This is a genomic window from Mesorhizobium calcicola, from assembly GCF_042682105.1.
Classification (GTDB): domain Bacteria; phylum Pseudomonadota; class Alphaproteobacteria; order Rhizobiales; family Rhizobiaceae; genus Mesorhizobium; species Mesorhizobium calcicola.
This window is the reverse complement of the sequence record NZ_JBHUGY010000014.1, coordinates 149,754-165,499: the sequence shown is the minus strand read 5'-3', so window position 1 is coordinate 165,499 and position 15,746 is coordinate 149,754. Positions and strand designations below refer to the sequence as shown.

At 62.3% G+C, this 15,746-nt stretch carries 14 protein-coding genes; 6 read left to right on the top strand and 8 right to left on the bottom strand.

Annotated features, from left to right (window positions below):
- Nucleotides 1-1,429: 1,429 nt before the first annotated feature.
- Together ACFSQT_RS07515 and ACFSQT_RS07510 are read right to left on the bottom strand one after the other, a co-directional pair.
- Nucleotides 1,430-1,666, bottom strand: coding sequence for a hypothetical protein (locus ACFSQT_RS07515; protein ID WP_379017893.1), 237 nt, complete (start codon nt 1,664-1,666; stop codon nt 1,430-1,432).
- Entirely contained in the window at nt 1,663-5,775 is a 4,113-nt protein-coding gene (locus ACFSQT_RS07510) for a Pls/PosA family non-ribosomal peptide synthetase (protein WP_379017892.1), read from the bottom strand. Before ACFSQT_RS07510 ends, ACFSQT_RS07515 begins: the two co-directional genes overlap by 4 nt.
- 559 nt (nt 5,776-6,334) lie before the next feature.
- Between ACFSQT_RS07510 and ACFSQT_RS07505 the strand changes: the two genes are divergently transcribed.
- Together ACFSQT_RS07505 and ACFSQT_RS07500 are read left to right on the top strand one after the other, a co-directional pair.
- Nucleotides 6,335-6,652 (top strand): DUF2934 domain-containing protein, encoded by a 318-nt coding sequence (locus tag ACFSQT_RS07505; RefSeq protein ID WP_379017891.1) that lies wholly within the window; start codon nt 6,335-6,337, stop codon nt 6,650-6,652.
- Nucleotides 6,653-6,683: 31 nt separating this feature from the next.
- The gene (locus ACFSQT_RS07500; protein WP_023677295.1) at nt 6,684-6,833 is read left to right on the top strand and encodes a hypothetical protein; all 150 of its coding nucleotides are present in this window, start codon (nt 6,684-6,686) and stop codon (nt 6,831-6,833) included.
- 141 nt (nt 6,834-6,974) lie between these two features.
- Here the strand turns inward: ACFSQT_RS07500 and ACFSQT_RS07495 are convergent, their stop codons facing one another.
- From ACFSQT_RS07495 to ACFSQT_RS07485, 3 genes are all read right to left on the bottom strand, one after another.
- Nucleotides 6,975-7,184 (bottom strand): hypothetical protein, encoded by a 210-nt coding sequence (locus ACFSQT_RS07495; protein ID WP_379017890.1) that lies wholly within the window; start codon nt 7,182-7,184, stop codon nt 6,975-6,977.
- Nucleotides 7,185-7,195: 11 nt separating this feature from the next.
- Entirely contained in the window at nt 7,196-7,375 is a 180-nt protein-coding gene (locus ACFSQT_RS07490; RefSeq protein WP_379017889.1) for a hypothetical protein, read from the bottom strand.
- Nucleotides 7,376-7,464: 89 nt separating this feature from the next.
- On the bottom strand, nt 7,465-7,944 hold the full coding sequence (locus ACFSQT_RS07485; protein ID WP_379017888.1) for a hypothetical protein: 480 nt from the start codon (nt 7,942-7,944) through the stop codon (nt 7,465-7,467).
- Between the two features lie 55 nt (nt 7,945-7,999).
- Here ACFSQT_RS07485 and ACFSQT_RS07480 point away from each other — a divergent pair, with 55 nt between their 5' ends.
- Nucleotides 8,000-8,425, top strand: a complete 426-nt coding sequence (locus ACFSQT_RS07480; protein ID WP_379017887.1) for a globin family protein — start codon at nt 8,000-8,002, stop codon at nt 8,423-8,425.
- A 66-nt stretch (nt 8,426-8,491) separates the two neighbouring features.
- On the opposite strand, the gene ACFSQT_RS07475 is transcribed toward ACFSQT_RS07480, so the two are convergent.
- The 3 genes from ACFSQT_RS07475 to ACFSQT_RS07465 form a co-directional block, all read right to left on the bottom strand.
- Entirely contained in the window at nt 8,492-9,208 is a 717-nt protein-coding gene (locus ACFSQT_RS07475) for an SOS response-associated peptidase (protein ID WP_379017886.1), read from the bottom strand.
- Between the two features lie 83 nt (nt 9,209-9,291).
- On the bottom strand, nt 9,292-11,160 hold the full coding sequence (locus ACFSQT_RS07470; RefSeq protein WP_379017885.1) for a CHASE2 domain-containing protein: 1,869 nt from the start codon (nt 11,158-11,160) through the stop codon (nt 9,292-9,294).
- Nucleotides 11,161-11,166: 6 nt separating this feature from the next.
- Nucleotides 11,167-11,697: a FecR domain-containing protein gene (locus ACFSQT_RS07465; protein WP_379017884.1), complete on the bottom strand. Its 531-nt coding sequence runs from the start codon at nt 11,695-11,697 to the stop codon at nt 11,167-11,169.
- A gap of 1,839 nt (nt 11,698-13,536) precedes the next feature.
- On the opposite strand from ACFSQT_RS07465, the gene minC reads away from it, so the two are divergent.
- From minC to minE, 3 genes are all read left to right on the top strand, one after another.
- Nucleotides 13,537-14,334 carry a septum site-determining protein MinC gene (gene minC, locus ACFSQT_RS07460; protein WP_379017883.1) on the top strand — a complete coding sequence of 266 codons (798 nt, stop codon included), beginning with the start codon at nt 13,537-13,539 and terminating at the stop codon, nt 14,332-14,334.
- A 69-nt stretch (nt 14,335-14,403) separates the two neighbouring features.
- Nucleotides 14,404-15,219 carry a septum site-determining protein MinD gene (minD, locus tag ACFSQT_RS07455; RefSeq protein ID WP_379017882.1) on the top strand — a complete coding sequence of 272 codons (816 nt, stop codon included), beginning with the start codon at nt 14,404-14,406 and terminating at the stop codon, nt 15,217-15,219.
- Nucleotides 15,216-15,485, top strand: coding sequence for a cell division topological specificity factor MinE (minE, locus tag ACFSQT_RS07450; RefSeq protein ID WP_379017881.1), 270 nt, complete (start codon nt 15,216-15,218; stop codon nt 15,483-15,485). The genes minD and minE overlap by 4 nt, the downstream gene beginning before the upstream one ends.
- The last annotated feature ends 261 nt before the right edge of the window (nt 15,486-15,746 follow it).

Sequence of the window (15,746 nt, the reverse complement as noted above, 5' to 3'; positions counted from 1 at the left end):
GCAGATGCGAGGGCCCTACCTCGCGGGACCCGGGGCGGGGGCGCGGCTGGGTGAGGGTGCGCGTGCCACATCGTGACACACAATTGCCACAGGACGTACCTCGTGCATGCGCGGAGTACACTCGCAGTCTCTTTTGAGCGCTCAGTGCCTTTAGGCCGCGGCTTCATAACCGGTTTTAAAAAGTTCGGCGAGGGGTCGGTTTCGCGTGCGCATAAAAAAAGGGGGACGGCCTCGTTGAGGTCGGAAACCGCTGAGATCCTCACCCAGTGACCTCGGGGGGCGATCGGAAGCCGGACACTGAGGCACAGCCTTGTAGACTGAGTACCCTTGGCGTGCGCGCGGGTATTTATAAGAAGCTCACGGCGCATACGTAGGTTGGGTACTTGCGATGAAAGGTTTTTTAGACAGAAATGCTCTGATACGCGGCATAGCAGAGTACAAGTGGCAAGCGTCTCGCTAGCCGCGCGGTATCTGACTATGCTCGATCGCGACAGCGTTGCAACGAGCGCGAAGAGAAATGGCATCGGCAGTGAGCGGTTGTGGCCGAGTGGCTGACGTCGTAGCGTGTAAACATAAGGCCCGATGTCGGACACACGTGGTAGAGGCAGCAAAAGATGCTGGTCACAACAAAAAAAAAAGCCACGGCCATTGTCGTCGTCTATGAGCCGGCGAGGGTACCGGGTCATTAGCCCTCGTTTTCCCGTCGTGCCCAGACCCGGGCGGTAGTCCTGATGGCGACTCGTGCAGTCTGTTCGCAATCGTCGACGCCGCCATCCAGCTCCTTCCTTGCCCGTTTTCTCTCCCGCGGTCCGCCTCCCTTGCGCTCTCATTCTCCCTCTTCTTCGCTTCTATTGCGCTTTCTTCCTCCTTTGTCCTCCCGCTTTTGCCCCTCCTGTCTCCCTCTCTTTCTCCTCCTTTCCTCCTCTCCTTCCCTTCCCTCTCGTTCTCTCTTGGCCGGCCGATTCGCCTGCGTATGTGTACGTATGTTTTCGCACAAGCGGCGCTTAATAGGTCTTCCAGGAGAGGGCTTTCCGGCCGTCACGATCATCGGCCTGCCGGCAGCGGCTTTTGTGTGTGTTACTCTGCATACTATACTCTACAAATTAAATACACGGTCGTCGTCGTACACTTGGGCTTTTGGTCCAGTAAACGTCGGCGGCTGCGCGGTAGAGCTGCCCGGGTGCTGCTGTCATTTGTGCGGTTCGTAGCAGATTGAGACGATTCAGTGCCTGATGTGGCCAGTGACTCCGGCTTCTAGCATTTCGTCGACGCAATAATCGCTAACGTGCTGACGCTGTATCAGTGCCAGTTGGCACGTGTGATGCCAGTGGGCTCGCTGCTACTGCACATGATCGGTGCGGATCGTACATATCAGATAACATGGTCAGTTGTCCGTGCCTCTGACAGGTCGTCTCGTGGCCTAGTCGACTCAGCTCGTCGTGACAATCAATAGAAGACAGAGCTGAAGAGAAAAAAAAAACGAGTGGGGGGCCCACAGGCATGCATGACGACGCGCGGCGCGCGCGTCGTCATCGGATCCGGCTTCGCGCAGGGAGTCCGCATTGCTGGCGACGAAATCCATCTGCTCCGGGGCGAGTTGCAGCGACGCGACCAAGGCCCGATTGGCCTCGGTCACCGGGGCGAGACGGATTTCTCCGGCCTTCAAGCCGACGCCTTGGCGCTGTCGTCCGTGACCGGGATCACGAAGCGATGCAGCTTGGCCGGATTGCCGCGCCAGATGGAGTAGGGCTCCAGTTCCTCGCCCTTCATCACGAAGGAATCGGTGTCGGCCACCGATCCTTCGCCCATCACGACGCCGTAGTGGACAAAGGCGGACGGTCCGAGCGTGCAGCCCTTGCCGATGCGGATGTAGTCGGACTTGAACGCGCCTTCCTCCAGCGAGTGAGCCTGGATGACGCAGCCTTCATTGAGCGTGACGTCGTCACCGATCTCGACCAGCGAGCGCTCGGTCAGGTTGCTGCCGCCGTCATAGACCCGCTTGCCCACCTTGACACCCAGCATGCGCAGGATCATCGGCCGGAACGGCGTGCCGGCAAACAGGCGCACGATCGGCGAATCGGCAAGCTTCCAGTGGCGTTCGTGGCGCCAGAAGGCGACGTCGTAGATCGTCGTCATTTGCGGCTTCAGCCTGCCGAAGCCAAGGCTTGCCCGCTCCACGAAGATGTAGAACGGAATGGTGATCGCGGACGTCAGAAGCACGGCGACGAAGAGCGCGACCTCGGCCCATTCGGTATAGTAGTTCAGCGCGCGGTCCCAGATCGCCAGCGTGGCGAACAGCATGACCCATTGCGTTGCCACGAACAGCAGGATCGTCACCATGTTGTGGCGGTTCTTGAGCGGGATGCGCCGGGGCCGGTCGTCCTCGTCGACACCCGCGATGAGCTCCTTGTCGCGGTTCACCATGCGCGGGATTTCAAAGGAAGGCGAACCGAGCAGGCCGACATTCTCGCGCAATGGCCCGTCGATGGGGATCATCACCTTGGTGCCGAGCAGGACGTTGTCGCCCGTGCGTCCATCCGGCGGATAGTAGATGTTGTTGCCGAGATAGTTGCGCTCGCCAATGCGCGTCGGCTCGAGCCTGAATGCGGAGGCGGATTTGTGCATGTTGATCATGAACAGCCCGTCCGACACCATGGTCTCGGTGCCGATCTCGCACAGGAGAGGGTTTTCGTGCTGCTGGTTGCTGCCGAAGTTGGAACCGGTCTGCACCACCTTGTTGAGGTTCCAGCCAATGGCCCTGATATAGTGGACGATTGCCGAACTGTCGCCGAACAGCAGCCCCAGGACGCGGGAGTTGCTCGAGAATTCGGCAACGGTCTGCAGCCAGTAACGGAAGCCGTAGAGCGTATAGGTACGGCCGGGCTTCAGGATCAGGCTGAACAGGCGCGGCACCAGCGTTGCCGCGAGAAAGGCCGTGGCGATGTATCCGAAAAGCGTGACCGTGGTGCCGATCGCGACAATGCCGATGGTCTCCTGATAGTCGTCGCCAACATTCTCCCAATAGCTGTGGAACAGCAGCGGCAGCGGGGTGACGATGGCAAACAGGCCAATCAGCTGAACGGCTTCGAAGAGGAAGCGCCGGATGTTGGAAGGATCGACGTTGCGCACCTTGCAATAGTCCGCCGTGGTTGGCACGGCCGGCGATCCATGCCAGCGCTCGCCGTCGGGGATGCTTTGCCCGCGGTGCAGCGAGGACGAATGGCCGAGCTGGGCGCCGTCGCCGATCCTGGTGTCGATGTCCAGCGTGGAGCCGACGCCGACGAAGGCATCGCGGCCGATGGTCAGCGGCCCGGTGTGGATGTAGCCGGACTGGGCCCTGAAGCCGAGGATCATGGATTCCTTGCGCAGGATGGTGTTGGCGCCGATTGAAATGAGATCCGTGCAGACGGGCACCGATTTCGATTCGATGACGGCGTTCTTCCCGAGTTTGGTGCCGAGAAGCTTCAAATAGAAACTGTAGAGCGGGCTGCCGCGGAACAGCACGACGGGTGCCGTGCGGATCAATGTCTTGACGACCCAGAAGCGGAAGTAGCGCAGGCCCCAGATGGGAAACGCCTCGGCCTTCCAGCGGCCGATGAGGACCCATTTCGCGATGACGGCAAAGCCCGACATGCCGAAGAACACGGCGGCCGAAAGCGCCACGCAGCGCAGATAGAGCTGCAGCGGATCGTCGAGCGCGTCATACATCCAGTTGAGGCCGTCATTGATCGCCCACAGCGACACAAAGCTGTAGAGGCCGTAAAACAGGAGCTGCGCCGCGCCGCAGGTCCAGTAGGCGAAATTCGATGCCTGGCGGGTGAGGACAGGCTCATTGGTGGCCGTGGTCATCTCTTCCGCCACGCGCAAATGTTTGGCCAGCCGCGCCACGGTCGGATAGAGGTAGATGTCGCGCATCGACGTCGTCGCCCATTCCTTCCTGGTGCGCACGCGCGCGCAGAAATGGGCCATGAGCAGCGAGTTGGCGCCGAGATCGTCGAAGAAATTGTCCTCGACGGACACTTCGTCGAATTTCAGCACCGCGGCCAATGCGTCGGCCAGGAAACGCTCGTCGTCATTGCCGGGCGGCACCATCGCGCGATCGGCTGAAAGCCGCAGGCTTGTCGGTTTCGGCAGCTGGCGAAGGTCGACCTTGTTGGAGACCGTCATCGGGATGACAGGCAGTTCCTCCAGGTAGGAGGGCACCATGTAATCCGGCAGGCGCCGCTTCATCACCTGGGCGATGTCGCCGCGCGCGATCGCCGGCATGCCGGTCTTGGCTGCGTAGTAGGCGACGAGTTCGACGCGGCCGGGCTCGATCTCCCAGGTGGTGACGGCAGCCTGCGCGATCTCGGGCTGGTCGAGCAGCACCGCCTCGATCTCGCCGAGTTCGATGCGATAGCCGCGGATCTTCACCTGGGTGTCGATGCGCCCGTTATACTCGATCTCGCCCTTGTCGTTGATGCGGCCAAGGTCGCCCGTCCGGTAAATGCGCTTCGACGGGTTGTTGGGCAGGCCGACGAAATCGGCAATGAATTTCTGGTCCGTCAGGTCCGGCCGGTTGAGGTAGCCGACCGCGAGCCCGATGCCGGCGATGCCGATCTCGCCCAGTTCACCAGGCTCGGCGAGTTGCGGCAGCGAAGCGTCGAGGATGACGATCGAGTAGGTCGGCAGCGGCGCGCCGATGGTCACCGCACTGTCAGGCGTCAGCGCGCCCATCGTTGCGGTGACGGTCGCTTCGGTCGGGCCATAGGTGTTGAGGATTTGCCGCCCCGGCTTCGACCAGCGCACCACCAGATTGTGCGGGCAGGCCTCGCCGCCCACCAAAAGCGTGCGCAGGCTGGGCACGTCTGATGTCATCGACGACAGCAGGGTCGGGCTGCAGGCCATGCAGGTGATGTCATGGTGGCGCAGGAAATCCGCCAGTTCCTCGCCGACGAGCGGCAGCTGGCCGGGTGCCGGCACCACCGTCGCGCCGGCGACAAACGGCACCCAGATCTCTTCGGAGGAAAAGTCGAAGGCGATGGTCATGCCCTGATAGACACGGTCGCCCGGCCGGTATCCGTAGGACGCCGCGGCGACCCGGATGAAATTGACGAAACTCTGGTGCTTGATGACCACGCCCTTGGGCTTGCCGGTGGTGCCCGAGGTGTAGAGGATGTAGCAGGTGTCGTCCGATACAGCGGTCTTGGCATGCGGCTTCAGCGGCGCGCTGGACTGTTTGGAGATCTCGGTGGCGGCGCTGTCGATCAACAGGTGCGGAACCGGCAGTCGGTCGGCGCGCGACGCATAGGCGGCGATGGTGACGATCAGGCTGACGCTGGCGTCTTCGATGATCAGCGCCATCCGCTCCTCGGGAAACGCGGTGGCCAGCGGCACGAAGGCAGCACCCGCCTTCATCACGGCGAGCAGCGCGACATAGGTCTCGGCCGAGCGGTCGAGGATGAGGCCGATCCGGTCACCTGGCCGCACGCCACGCTTGACCAGCAGGCGCGCGAACTGGTTGGCACGCTTGTCCAGCTCCTGATACGTCCAGACACGCCCGTCGGAGATCACCGCCGGCAACGCGGCGAATGTCTCGGCGAGCTCTTCGAAGACCGTATCGAGCCGCTCACCGGGCTGGCCTTGCCGGGCAAAGTCGGCGCCCGTCAGGATCTGGCCGCGCGCGCCCGTTGCGTGTCCGTGAGCGATCTTTAACAGCGCATCAATGCTTGCCGGGCCAGTTTCCGGCCCCGGTCTTGCCTCGTCCAGTTCCGCGATATCGACACCGTGATCCATTTCCACACTTTCCCGTCATGGCCGGGCAACGCCGGGCGCGGCCATTTCCCGGCCGCCGCGGGATGCTTATGCCATCCGATCTTTTCGCCAGTTTTTCCGAACTGTTGAATATTGTTTCTGGACTGTGTCTGAGCGCTGTTCCTGCGCTGCGCCTGAGGGCTGCGAACTCAGGTCAACGCAAGGCCTGACCCGGCCAGTCCGGGGGTGTCGGCAGCTTTGTTCCAATGGGCATTCGATAGGAATTTATTCTTGAAACGGTGAGGGCAGCTATGCTATCTATTCGTCCATGGTGTTGATTTGCGCCAATGACCCCGCCGCGCAGGCGGGTCTTTGCGTTTGAGGCTTCGTCAACCAACGCGCCGGCGCCCAAGGGGAACCCGTTAACTTGGATTCGTTGCGCTGCTTTCTCCTTGTTGGCCCCTTGTTGGCCCTTGGGGAAGCCTGCGCCGTCGCGCCGTAGGGCCCAACCTTCGTGCGGACCTTCGCGCGTGATCACGCAGATTTTTTGGATCGTTCGGATCGGCGCGGCGTTTATCCCTGACGCAATGGAGGAATGGATATGAGCGACGAACGGCACGAAAAGATCCGCCAGCGCGCATACCAGATTTGGCAACGCGAAGGCGGCGGCGATCCCGAGCGGCACTGGCAGCAGGCGGAAGCCGAGATCGACAGGGAGGCGACGCTGCCGCTGACGGCGGGCGATGCGCTGCCGCAAACAAGCGAGATCGCCAGCACCGACATTCTGGCGGTCGAGGAACTGGCGATGCGCACCGGCATATCGGGCGACGAGGCGCAGGAGCTGCTCGACAGGCTGGGCCACGACCGCGCGCCGGTCGAGCAAGCCGCGCGCACCCTCAAGAGGAAGCGGAAATCCTGATCAGGGCCAAATCCTAACCAGGGAGCGTGAGATGATCCGGAAACTCAAGGACGGAAAATACCGCCTCTATTCGCGCAAGAAGGACGAAAAGACCGGCAAGCGGCGCAACCTGGGCACGTTTGATACGCGCGAGGCGGCGGAGAAGCACGAGCGGGAGGTGCAGTATTTCAAGCGGCACTGAGGGGTGAGGGGCTGTCCACTGTTAATCCGCGAGACAAACGGAGCAGTTCTCCGCCATACACCGGCTTAAGTGCCGCCGAAACGCGCCGTGAGGCTACTCACCACCTCGACTGGAATCGCGCGCCCGGCGGCTCATTTGAACTCACCCCAGCATAGGCGGCGTAGGATCGTAGCTGATCGCCACGAGTCCCGGGTACCGATGGGCGAGGGCGAGGATTTGGGTCTCAAGCTCGCAATTATAGGCCATAAGCGCCTTCACGGTCTCAAGTGGGCTTTCGTAGCGGGCGATGAGCTTCTCCGCTTCGGAATGCAGTTCGGCTTTGGCTTCGGCATCCAGGTGCATCGTGGCCATTGCCAATCCTCCTAACGGGTTGCCCTGCGCGGGGCGGCCATTGCTTCAAGGCGATCATGAAGATGGCCGTTGAGCACGATCATTTCCTTCAACGCCTTCACCGGATCGCCCTTGTGCTGGGCAATGAACTGGTCGGCGATTGCCTGGAGCGCGGCTTCCTGGCGGCTATCCAGCGTCACGATGTGGTCCATGGCGATCGCTCCCAAATGCTTCATGGAAACAGTGAACAAAAGAGGAACAAAAATGTCAAGAGCGAATTGACTCTGTCAGGAATTAGTTCCTATTTTTGGCCATGCCTGATACCGATGGAAGACGCAGCCGCGGCCGCGCGTGGAAGCTCAGCAATGCCCACGAGATCGGGCAGCTTGTCCTTGTCCGCTGCGGTCACTGCAACCTCAAACGGTGGTACGAGCCGAGTGACCTGATCAGGCTGTTCGGCGACGTGGATACCGACCGCCTCCACGGTGCGATGCTTTGCTTGAAGTGCGGCTCCAAAGAGTTCATCTCCGCCGAGACCCAAAGCCTCACGGCACGAGAGCGGGTCGGCATACGCGTCAGGCGGCTTGCCGAGATAAGGGTGGTGCGGCGGGTCATCTGGCGGGATGACGACTGAGGAAGCTTCTACCGTTGCGGAGCTTGCTCCGATCGCTGCAAATTCAATCTGTGCAATAGGCCGGACCGTGCCACGGAAAGAGCCCGAAAATAACTGGCGCGAACTGAAACCGAATTGAAACACATCGATGCGGCGGGCGACATCCACGCGAAACGCTTGGGGGCGAGGGTCCAGCCTCACCACAAACCCAGGAGCGCCACCGATGACACCCGACCAGATTCGACTTGTCCAGGATAGCTTTCGCGCAGTCGTGCCGATACGCGTGGCCGCCGCCGGCCTGTTCTATGAACGCCTGTTCGCGATCGACGAAAGCCTTCGAGCGCTGTTTCCGGTGAGAGACATGACCAAGCAGGGCGCCAAGCTGATGGCGAGCCTGGGCTTCGTCGTGCATGGACTGGATCGTGCCGAGACCATCCTGCCCACCGTGCGCGAACTCGCCAAGCGTCACGTCGGCTACGGTGTCGAAGAGCATCATTACCCGATCGTCGGGCAAGCGCTGATCGAGACGCTGGCGGCCGGCCTCGGCGAAGCCTTCACGCCGCCGGTGCGCGAGGCCTGGGAGGCAGCCTACGGCCTGCTCGCGAGTGTGATGATCGCGGCCGCGCGCGAGGTGCAGCTCGCCGCGTGACTTGCGGCCATTCGCGCGATGGCAAGTTCCGCCTCTACCGCGGAATCCTTTATGTTGCCGCCGGCCCTACAGCAGAGACAACTGGCCGCCTGCATCCTTGGTCCCTTGTGGAAACTTGATCTGGGTGGCCGGCTTCTCGACAATCACGAGGGCATCATCCGGTGCGGTGCGCTGTAGCCGCTTGGCCTCCGACCACGGCGCTGTCAGCCACGTCTCCGTCTCCTCTTGCGTCGTCAGGATCACCGGCATGGCCTTCTCGTGGATCGGCGCAATGAGTGCGTTGGGCCTGGTGGTCATGAAGCCGTAGACCTCGTGCTCGCCGGGGCCTTCCTTGACCTTGCGCACCCCACTCCACCGCGTCCAGAGCCCCGCGAAGAAGAACAGGGGTCGATCCTCGTTGAGGGCGAACCAGACGTTCCGCTGAATGCCGCCAGTCTCGGGATCCTTGTCGTTCGGCGTCGGGCTGGGCCCCGCGAAGCTTGTCACCGGGACCACGCAACGGTGCTCGACGCCCACATACTGCTGCCAGTGGCCGTATTGAGGATTGCGAATATTGGTCGTGCCGGAGTCCGCGTTGCCCCTGACGCGCTCCAGTGGCGTCGGCATTCCCCAGCGGAGATTGGCAAGCTCACGCTCGCCATCCGTTGCATTGCGGACCACCGGGCCGAATTGGTTGGGGTAGATGTCGATGGATGGCTCAAGGTTGCCCAAAATGTCCCGCAAAGTACGGGTCCACTGGCGGATGGCCTCTTGCGACGTGGTGATGTTGTAGAGATTGCACATCGCCGCACTCTGCCGCGAGAGCGCTCCACCGGCTAGTCGAAATATTGAGCCGGGTAGTGCCTTGCAGGCCTGGCGGCAACGCTCTACTGCAGCATCCCTGCACTCTGCCAAAGCCAGATAGCGAGCGAGCCGGATCGCCCACGGATCTGTGTTTCCACAGGTCCTTTCAGGGTGCCGGATTTGAACAACGCGCAGTCGCCGCCGGCGGCATCAAGCATTTTGTCACTCACCGCGACTTCGGCATTCTGGTCGGCTGCGATCTCCATCAAGCGGCTGGCAACGTTGACTGTGTCACCTATGGCCGCGATGTGCTGACGGCCTTCGCCGCCGAGCCGAGAGGCCACGATCGTTCCGTGGTGGGCTCCAATCTTGAAGCCGAGCTGGGATGCGGTCGATGCCGGCAGCGAGGCGAGCCAATCGTTGGTGCGGCTGGAGAGCCCCACACAACAGCGGGCGGCATTGAAGGCGTCATTTGTCGCTGGTTCCGGCAACCCGAACAGGATCATGGCTCCGTCACCCATGAAGCTCGTGACGACGCCGCCGCAACGCGTCACTTCTTCGCCGACCAACGCATGAAAATTGTTCAGGAGTTCGCGGGTGGCGATCGGTCCCAATGTTTCACTCAGTCCAGTGAAGCCGGACAGGTCGATGAACAGGATGGCGGCGTCTGCCCGAACGGGCTCCGAGAGGAAGTCGCCATGCTTGGCCAGCCACTCCCCCATGCCTGGGGCTTCAACGCGTTGAAGCAATTGGCTCTGCGTTGCGAAAAATTGGGCCCGGCTCCTGCCCAGCCAAAGCTGCGCGGCCCCGAACAGGATAGCCGGCGGAACCGCGGCGGTCATCGGCAACGCGGCGCTCAGCCAGATGTGGTGCAGGAAAGCGGTCATATTGACCACCAGCCAGATCAGGACCACGCCGGCGATCGCCGCCAGGCCGCCGGCATTTCGCCGCCATGCCAACAGCCCGACAAGGACCATTGGCAGCACCACTGCAAAGCCGGCATCCGCAAGCCGGACATACTGGTCTCGCACAATTGCGTCGCCGGTCATCAGATGGGCAATCGCCGTCGACATGACTTCGACGCCCGGGAGTATGGGATCGAACGGTGTCGGGTAAACATCGCCGGTGCCGGCTGCGGTGGCTCCGATCACCACAATTCGGTCCCGGATAGTGCCGGGATCGAGTTGGCCCTCCAGCACGGTCGCCGCGCTGATCGTGCGGATCGTGCCGCGGGGGCCATAGAATGTCAGAGGCAGGATGTGACCAATGTCCGTCCGGATAGACCGTCCGCCCAGCGATAGATGATCGGCTGCGATTTCTGGATCCCCTCCTGCCGCCATGGCGGCAACACGCAAGGGGAAAGACGTTTCCAGCCGATCTCCGGCCCGAAACAGCAACGGCACGAAGCGGGGCGTTCCCGTCTTGTCGGTGGCCACGTTCACGACGCCGACAGCTGCGGCATCCGAGAACGCTTTCAGGGGCCACAGAAACCGCTCGGCATTCGGTACGCCGGCGATGGGTCCGTCGCCCTCGGCCACGGTCCATTGTTCACCTCCGGGGTAGACCGCCGCGGCAGCGATCACGCTCGCACTCCCGCTCAGCGAACGCGCCAGCGCCTCATCGTTGTCTTTTGCCCCGGGATCGACCAGCAGCAGGTCGAGCGCAATGGCTTTCGGTCCAAGCCGCGCGATCGTATCGACGAGCCGGGCCAGCGTGGCGCGGCTGAGGGGATATGCACCCTCGTGCCGCACCGCTTCATCGTCTATCGCGACAATAGTCATCAGCTCCGGTGGCTTTGCCGTTCCTCGAACGAGCGTTCGAAGATCGGTCATCGTTGCTTCGACGCGATCGAGAAACCACAGATGACCACGCCAGTGCGCGAAGCCCAGGCCGGCGCCCCAAAGACCCGCCAGGATGAGCGCGATCAGCGTCGGAAGCGCTCGCCTGCTCACTGCAATTCACTGGCCGAAACGGGCCAGCAATGCGGAAACGCGCTTGGCGGGCCAGCGCTTGACGGTCAGTGGTCCTGTTCCGGCCGCGACGTCGACGCCGTCGCCCGGCGCCAGCACCACGCCGGCACTGGACGCCGGCCGGTTCACGGCGACGCGACCCCTGAGGACGAAGACAGACGTCTTGCCCTGGCCGACGTCGACTGCCCATTTGGTGCCTCGCGCCGCGGCGATCGCCTGCGGGGTGACAACCGCGAAGCCACCCGGGACCGAGCCGGCTGGAGCATCGAGCAGCAGCGCCTTGCGCCGCAGCCTGACCGCATCGACATTGCCGTTTCGATCGCGGTCCACCAGCGTAAAACGAGCGCCACCTTCCACAATGATGGTAAGGCCTTCCCGACATCTCACAATCTGTCGGGACGTACCGGCCACCGGCTCGAACGCACACCCTGCACCCTGCGCCAGGGCGGCATCCACCCAGAAAACACCGGCAAACAGGCCAGCCACCAGGCTACGGAAAAATCGACCTTTTGCGCTCATCGACGTCTCCTTGCTCTTGCGAAAATCCGCGGCAAGAAAATCTTCCGCCGCCAGCTTGGCGGCACGCGTACGAACCGGCACTTGCAGCCGCGTTGCGCTGAGGGATGCCGACCGGCGATCCTAGCACGACAAACCTGCTCCGACACCAAGCAAGGCCCCGGCCGCGATGCGAATGTCGATCAGGCGGCGACGTTTGCCGCCGATGACGCGAGGCGAGGGCCTGGAGGGGCCGGCAATGACGGAGCGCCTCAGCGTAAGAACCCGGACATGGCGACCTCGCGCGGCATGCCGCACCCTGCCGAAGGCCAAGCGCCGCGGCACCGGCACATCGGGCGACGAGGTGCAGGGATCTCATCGACAGGCTGGGCCGCGCGGCAGGGCGCCTTTTTTGGTAAGGGCAATTGGCGAGGTCTTTTCGGAAATTCAGCAAATACAAGCCTTTCAGGGGTTGACTGGCGGACAGAGTGTCCACCTCGGCACTGGCAGCAGGCCGCGGCCAAGATCGACAGGGAGGCCGCGCTGCTGCGGTCGCCGGCACTCGCGCAAGCCCGCAGGATGGCAAAATCTTTCAGACTATGGCCCGTGCGACTTTTCGATCATAATCGAGCTAGGGTGGACCTAGGCCGGTGCAGTTTTCCGCTAAGGTGTCATAGTTCAAACTAGCGATTGGGATCTTCTGCGCGTCAATTGCGCGCAGCGCATTCTGCATTCCAACAGATTCAGGCTTCCATCCATCAAAGACACTACGCATCCAGCGCGCATAGTCTACGCCGTTAGGCGCCTCCATCTTTCGTCCGACAAACTCGGCTGCCCCAACAAGTCGTCAATGTCATCGGAATCAAGTGCGCTCAGATTGCGGACATGTTGGGCATCAGTGATCAAGCCGCGAGCGTGGCCGTACTCTAGTCCAGAGCGCACAAGCCCAATCCAAGAAAGGGCTTTTCTCGATTTTGGCGTCAGTGCCATGCTAGAGCCTGCGCCTAAAATTACTGCCAGTCGACCGGCAGATGCCGATTGGCGGATTTCTTCTACGCTCAACTGAGAACTCCCCCGCGCATCCTAGATGCGTACCCAAACAGCATCTTTATTGTATTAGCTCATTATTCGGTAACAATGACCTAAGTGCTTGTTATATCGAGCAAAGCGCCCAATAGACGTGGCGAGATTTCATTTTTAAAGGCTCACATTATCTATGCAGCCCCTTAGATCTTCGGCGGCCCGCAGCGCCCTTTAAGAATTGCGATCTCAGCCTCGTGGTCGCCTCCCGACATCGATGCCACCGGCACGCCAATCAGGAACACCCCCAACGCATCTCCGGTCGCTGCCTTGTTCTGCTGGTCTGTTATGACTGCAAGGCGCTGTCTGTCGGCCTGGGTGCAGGGGCCAGAATTTGGAACCCCCGATATCCTGTCTCGTGGTGTGGCACTCCCGCGAGACTGGCCGGCACCGATATTGTCAAAACAGTACGTTTCACCATTCCCCACTCTTCAATAAACCCATCCGCCGACAACATTGCGCGGCGTTCAACGTTGCACAAGTATTCGGCGGAGTGTCACACACGATTATTTTTGACAATCTGCGCTGATATCCGTCGCATTCGCCGGGCGTTACGATTGTAAATAGCGTTGCTGGCGGTAGGAGAATACTCGCATCAATTTGTGTCTTGCGAGGCTTCCCAGCCATTGCGAAGCCGGCGAGTGTGCTCGCCGCCTTGCTCGCTGCGCACGCCCGGTGGAGGCTGTCGGGGACCTTCATTCCACCCTCTTCCCACCCCTCTTATTAACCATTCGTTAACCATTCACTCGCTAGCGTTTACCTATCAGTAAGGATTCGCCGCCAGTGACTTTTGCCGCTCCCCTCGAGGCCAAATCCATTCGTTTTCGCGCCCGCTCGTTCGTCGCTTTCACGCTGACGCCGGAGGCGCCTTTGGCGGACTGGCTTGAGGGGCTCGACCACTGGATCGGCAACTCGCCCGGCTATTTTGCTGGCCGCCCGGTGGTGCTTGATCTCAACACCTTGAAGCCCGATGTCGCCGCGATCGAATCGCTGGTCGGCGTGCTTGGCCATCGCGGCATCCGCATCTACGCCATCGAGCTCGACGGCCACACCGCACTCGAGCCCAACCTGCCGCCGGTGCTGGTTGGCGCCAAGGAGGCGACGACGGACGGGCTGCTGCCTGGCCGCAAGGCGAGGGCGGAGGGCACATCAGAGGGCAACGCCGAGGGCAGGGAACGCAGCGCGCCAGAGGGCCGCGCGGGTAAGGCTGGCGCAAGCAAGGCGGGCGAAAGCGAGTCGGGGCACGAAGCTTCGGGCACGCTGATGATCAAGTCGCCGATCCGTTCCGGCCAGGCGATCGTGCATCCGCATGGCGATGTCATCGTGCTGGGTTCGGTCGCGTCCGGGTCGGAGATCATCGCGGCGGGGTCGATCCATGTCTACGGCACGCTGCGCGGGCGCGCTTCGGCGGGCGCGCTCGGCAACAAAGGCGCGCGCATCTTCTGCCGCCGCAACGAGGCCGAGCTTCTGGCGGTCGACGGCTGGTATGTGACCGCCGAGGAGATGGAAGGGGTTTCGCGCGGCAAGCCAATCCAGGCGTTTCTCGATGGCGACGGGCTGCGGGTCGAGACGCTCAGCTGACATTCTTGCGACCGATACTTTGCGGCTGACAGGGCCGCTCGACCAACAAACAACAACGGAGGCATTTTCATGGGCAAGGTAGTGGTGGTCACCTCGGGCAAGGGGGGCGTCGGCAAGACGACCTCGACGGCAGCCCTTGGTGCCGCGGTCGCCAAGACCGGCAAGAAGGTGGCGCTCGTCGATTTCGACGTCGGCCTGCGCAACCTCGACCTGATCATGGGCGCCGAGCGGCGCGTGGTGTTCGACCTCGTCAACGTCATCCAGGGCTCGGCCAAGCTCTCGCAGGCGCTGATCCGCGATAAGCGGGTGGAAACGCTGTTCCTGCTGCCGGCCTCGCAGACGCGCGACAAGGACGCGCTGACCGAGGACGGTGTCGGCGAAGTCATCGACAAGCTGCGCTCGGTGTTCGACTATGTGTTCTGCGACAGCCCGGCCGGCATCGAGCGCGGCGCGCAGCTCGCCATGCGCTTTGCAGACGAGGCGGTCATCGTCACCAACCCGGAAGTGAGCTCGGTGCGCGATTCCGACCGCATCATCGGCCTGCTCGATGCCCGCACCATGAAGGCCGAGCAGGGCGAGCAGATCGCCAAGCATGTGCTGGTCACGCGCTACGACGCGGCGCGCGCCGCGCGCGGCGAAATGCTGTCCATCGACGATGTGCTGGAAATCCTGTCGACGCCGCTGCTCGGCATCATTCCCGAGAGCCAGGATGTGCTCAGGGCCTCCAACCTCGGTTCGCCGGTGACGCTGTCGGAACCGCTGAACGCCGCGGCACGCGCCTACATCGACGCCGCCAGGCGGCTGGAAGGCGAGGAATTGCCTGTCATCGTGCCGTTCGAGCGCAAGGGCTTCCTCGATCGTCTTTTGGGAAGGAGGGCGGCATGAACCTGCTCGACATCTTCAAGCGGCGCTCCAGCGCGCCGGTGGCGCGCGAGCGGCTGCAAGTGCTGCTCGCCTATGAGCGCCGCAACCGCAGCCAGCCCGACCTCGTCTCCATCCTGCGCGAGGAGATCATGGCCGTCATCGCCAAGCATGTGCAGATCGACCAGGACTATCTGCAGGTCTCGATGGACCGCGGCGAGACCATGTCGACGCTGGAAATCGACATCCAGATCCCCAACAAGAGCGCCCGGCCGCTGGCGATGGCATAAGGTAGCAAGATCCTTCGCGCCCCTGACGTTGGCCATTGGCGAAAGCCGGCGTGACGTCCGATCTCCCCCCTTGCGGGGGAGATGCCCGGCAGGGCAGAGGGGGGTGGGAAGGATCACCGACGTTCAACATTGCAACAGTCGATGATTGGTTGACAGGTTGGAGGGACAGCACCCCCCTCTGTCCTGCCGGACATCTCCCCCGCAAGGGGGGAGATTGCGCTTCACCCAGGCTTTCGCCATTTTTGAACGCAAAGAGAGGCG

Excerpts from the sequence above, each read along its gene's own strand:
- minE (WP_379017881.1), top strand. The coding sequence starts at position 15,216 with ATGAACCTGCTCGACATCTTCAAGCGGCGCTCCAGCGCGCCGGTGGCG.
- ACFSQT_RS07465 (WP_379017884.1), bottom strand. The coding sequence starts at position 11,697 with ATGAGCGCAAAAGGTCGATTTTTCCGTAGCCTGGTGGCTGGCCTGTTT.
- ACFSQT_RS07480 (WP_379017887.1), top strand. The coding sequence starts at position 8,000 with ATGACACCCGACCAGATTCGACTTGTCCAGGATAGCTTTCGCGCAGTC.
- minD (WP_379017882.1), top strand. The coding sequence starts at position 14,404 with ATGGGCAAGGTAGTGGTGGTCACCTCGGGCAAGGGGGGCGTCGGCAAG.
- ACFSQT_RS07510 (WP_379017892.1), bottom strand. The coding sequence starts at position 5,775 with ATGGATCACGGTGTCGATATCGCGGAACTGGACGAGGCAAGACCGGGG.
- ACFSQT_RS07505 (WP_379017891.1), top strand. The coding sequence starts at position 6,335 with ATGAGCGACGAACGGCACGAAAAGATCCGCCAGCGCGCATACCAGATT.
- ACFSQT_RS07495 (WP_379017890.1), bottom strand. The coding sequence starts at position 7,184 with ATGGCCACGATGCACCTGGATGCCGAAGCCAAAGCCGAACTGCATTCC.
- ACFSQT_RS07500 (WP_023677295.1), top strand. The coding sequence starts at position 6,684 with ATGATCCGGAAACTCAAGGACGGAAAATACCGCCTCTATTCGCGCAAG.
- ACFSQT_RS07490 (WP_379017889.1), bottom strand. The coding sequence starts at position 7,375 with ATGGACCACATCGTGACGCTGGATAGCCGCCAGGAAGCCGCGCTCCAG.
- ACFSQT_RS07475 (WP_379017886.1), bottom strand. The coding sequence starts at position 9,208 with ATGTGCAATCTCTACAACATCACCACGTCGCAAGAGGCCATCCGCCAG.